Annotated in this window: 3 protein-coding genes; all 3 read right to left on the bottom strand. The window is 45.6% G+C overall.

What is annotated here, in order from left to right; all coding sequences use genetic code 11:
* Positions 1-36: 36 nt before the first annotated feature.
* Positions 37-903, bottom strand: coding sequence for an AraC family transcriptional regulator (locus AC1DUA_RS28755; RefSeq protein ID WP_477503012.1), 867 nt, complete (start codon positions 901-903; stop codon positions 37-39).
* A gap of 492 nt (positions 904-1,395) precedes the next feature.
* Entirely contained in the window at positions 1,396-2,811 is a 1,416-nt protein-coding gene (locus AC1DUA_RS28750) for an MFS transporter (RefSeq protein WP_477503011.1), read from the bottom strand.
* Between the two features lie 42 nt (positions 2,812-2,853).
* Positions 2,854-3,608 (bottom strand): glycoside hydrolase family 2 TIM barrel-domain containing protein (locus AC1DUA_RS28745; RefSeq protein ID WP_477503010.1); only part of this gene is annotated, 755 nt, incomplete at its 5' end.

Genomic DNA, 3,608 nt, shown 5'->3' with positions numbered 1-3,608 from the left:
AGCACCACCTCTACATGTTTGTCTATTCAGCTTATCTTACTTTTTCGAAACAGGAATCCATATTTCACTTCTGAAATTAGGCGATGTTACGTCTTTATTTTCATTCCACAGGATCTCTGGACCATCCAATTGTTCATAACCCGACGATGGAAACCACTCGGAATAGATGCGGCCCCATATTTGTTGAAGTGTTTCTGGAAACGGACCTATTGCCTCAAATACGGCCCATGAGGAGGCAGGAACTTCAAGCGAAGCTAGATGATCCGGGCACTCCTTCGTGGTTGCTGCTCCGATATAATGATCGAGTTCCCCTTTCTCTTCCATCCTCCCTTCTGAAAAGTTTGCTGACCCGCTAATTAGCCCGTTTGGCGCCACATTGGAAAGCGATTTGAGCTCTTGAATCAACTCCGCGTTTAAACTTCCCCACATAGCCGCGATTTCTGGATTCACGCCATCAAAAATAATGGGCACCCTTTTCCTGAGTCCCACGATACGGAACGCTTCTTTTTCTTCAATTCGGTAGTTCATTACATCTCCTCCTTTAATCGTGAGCTGGAAGGTTAGTCTCGGATAAGCTTTCAGCGTTTGCCCTGTCTCTCTTGCCTCCGTCGGCGTAATCCCATGCAGGCTCTGAAAGGCTCTGGTAAAAGAGTCTGGCGAGTTATAGCCATATTTTACCGCCAAGTCAATGATCTTGATGGCGCTATGGTTAAGCTCGAATGCGGCAAGCGTAAGCCTTCTGCGCCGAATGTATTCCGATAACGAGACGCCTGCCAGGAACGAAAACATCCTTTTAAAATGAAACTCCGAGCACATCGCTACTCTGGCCGCTTCCTTGAAGTCAATCTCATCCGTCAAATTTTCTTCAATATAGGACAAAGCACCATTCATGGTCTCAAGCATCTTCAAGCTCACCTCCCTCTCCTATCTATAAAATAGCAAATGTCTGAAGCCTACGTCCGACTTTTTGTGCACAAGATCGTAGGGTTCAAATCTTACCAGCTAACCCGACTTTTTGACTGAATAGTTTAATGTCTTCATTAATTCTATGGTTATCCGTACAAACTGCCACGGTCACGGCCCTCTAACTGCTTAACCAATAATAACAAATCAGCTGTAATTTTTAGTAAAAAGCCTGCTCAACGGAACTGAGGTCCCTTATTTTAAGGAAAATCAGCTATTTTCCAACTGGGCGGAACTACAGGATCTTATTCGACGTCCATGGCATGCTTTTCTGATGAAAACGGCAAAATAGCAGCCCCTAGTTCCCCTTCAAGCGGAAAATAGGCTTTTTCAAAGAAATAGCGAACTGTGGTTCCCTCCATCTACTATCTGGGATATACAAAAACCTGATCTGCACGCAGATCAGGTTCATCAGCCTCGTTATAGATCTCCTTACACGCCGCTGCTCAATCTCATTTCATTCAAATGTTCGGATAGCTGATTTGTCCGCCGCTTATTCAGCGGATATAAAAATATAATGATGAGGAAAATTAGCAGATAAACGATGCCGGGGACTAAAGTGGCGAGCGTGTATATGCCATCCAACGCTTCTTTGCTCTGAACGGATCGAGCCGCATCATAGCCAACCGAACCGATGGCCACGCCGCCGATCCCGCCAGCAAGCGCTTGCCCGACCTTGCGGGCAAAAGAGTAAACGGAATACACGGTGCCATCTTCCCGCGAACCAGTCACATACTCCTGATAGTCAATCACATCCGTGACAAACGCCCAAACGACTAAATTGAAAAAGGCAAAGCCAAACATTCCAACAGCGGAAATAATCACAAATTGCCACGCCGTCAAATTAGGCAGGAAATACAATGCAAGGTAGACGACTGAGGAAAGCAGCATACCAGCTGCAGCTATTTCCTTCTTACCGAATTTGTGCACGAGTGATTTCACGAACGGAATCGCGATAAATACCGCGGCTGTCTGGATTAAGCCAGCCATACTCAACATCGAAGCGCTTCCAAAATAATTTTTAAACAAATACACATTCACAGCACCTACCAGCATAGAAAGCATCATAAAGGTGAGCGATGCGATTAGGATGGAGATTAACGGTCTATTTTTTAACATTCCTTTTAACGTTGTGCCTAGCTGGATCTTGTTCTTTTGCGCTTCTGGTATTGTAATCCGTTCCGTTGATAATCTGTAACAAGCCATGTAGCAGGCAATCGACAAAATGCCGAAAATAATAGCTGCCAGCATGAACCTGTTGGCATCTGCTTTATTGTTAACGAACAGAATTAGCGGCCCAATCACGTTGATAAGTAGACTCGCGAGCATAGCTCCCATCGTCCTGTATGTCGATAATGTCGTGCGCTCAACCGAATCGCTCGTGATCACAGATGCCATGGACCCATATGGAATATTGACCGTGCTGTACAGCGTTCCCCAAATTAGATAAGTGACAAACGCATAGGCCATATAGAAACCATCGGACATCCCTGGAATTTTCACGAACATAAGAATACCTGATACAACTAGCGGAAAAGACATTCGGAAGATCCAAGGCCGAAATTTGCCTTGAACCCCCGCTTTTCTTGTGTCAATGAAACGACCCCACACCACATCTGCAACTGCGTCCCATAGTCTTGCGATTACAAATACAAGACCAATCGTCGCCGCGTGAATCTTGAAAATATCTGTATAATAGACCATTAAGAATGAGCTTACTAGGATGAAAAAGAAATCATTCCCGAAATCGCCGAACAAATACCCCAGCTTATCTCGGATCCCGAAAGGACGGCTTGCCCTTGCGCTATTCTTTGTTTCAGACACATTGTGAATAACCAAATTACTCATCGTATCCCCCCACTACATGTGCTGCTTTCGTATACTCGGATGTTATTTCTTATAACCGTACTCCGGAATTGCCAGCCATCTTTTGCGTAGCTCATGAGCAGCATATTTTGGCTTCCGATCCCGTGTGAAGATGCCTTTTTTGTTACCTTGAACCCGCATAATGCCTTGGGATGTGTTAAAATCCGCAAAATTCCAAACCTGCTCGCCAACGAAAGTGTCAAACTCATCAAAAACTTCGTGGTTTGCTCGCAAGTACTCAACCTGAAACTCCTCCGTGAACATCACAGGGTCTACATCATGCAATCCAGCAACCGTATCTGCGCCATATTCGGTCATCATAATTGGCTTACCCGGGCAGCGTTTGCCCCAGCCATTCATTTCCTCGCGCAGCTTGATTTTGGCTGCTTCCATATCCCCGCTTTGCACGTACCATCCGTAGTACCTATTCAGTGCAAGCACATCAACAAGCTCCGCTACTTTACAGGTATCTGGCGTTGACATAAGGTGTGTGACTATGGTCACAGGTCTTTTTTGTGGATCAAGCTCTTTGGCAAGCTCAACAAGCGGCTTGAAGTAAGCATCCGCTCCTTCTTCTTCTGAAGCAGGCTCGTTAGCAATAGACCACATAACGACACAAGCGTGATTTTTGTCCCGCGCAATGAGTTCGCGAATGACATCCTGGTGATGCTCTTTTGTTTGAAGCTCCTCCCATGTTTTTCGTTTCGGGCCACCTCCGAAAATAGCCATGAAATTCAAGTGCAGGCCAACAGCAGGCGTCTCGTCAATGACAACAAGCC

The sequence above is a fragment of the Paenibacillus sp. 01T422 genome, from assembly GCF_056398785.1.
Note: the sequence above shows the minus strand (reverse complement) of the source record. Positions and strands in the feature narration are given on the sequence as shown.

Excerpts from the sequence above, each read along its gene's own strand:
- AC1DUA_RS28755 (WP_477503012.1), bottom strand. The coding sequence starts at position 903 with ATGCTTGAGACCATGAATGGTGCTTTGTCCTATATTGAAGAAAATTTG.
- AC1DUA_RS28750 (WP_477503011.1), bottom strand. The coding sequence starts at position 2,811 with ATGAGTAATTTGGTTATTCACAATGTGTCTGAAACAAAGAATAGCGCA.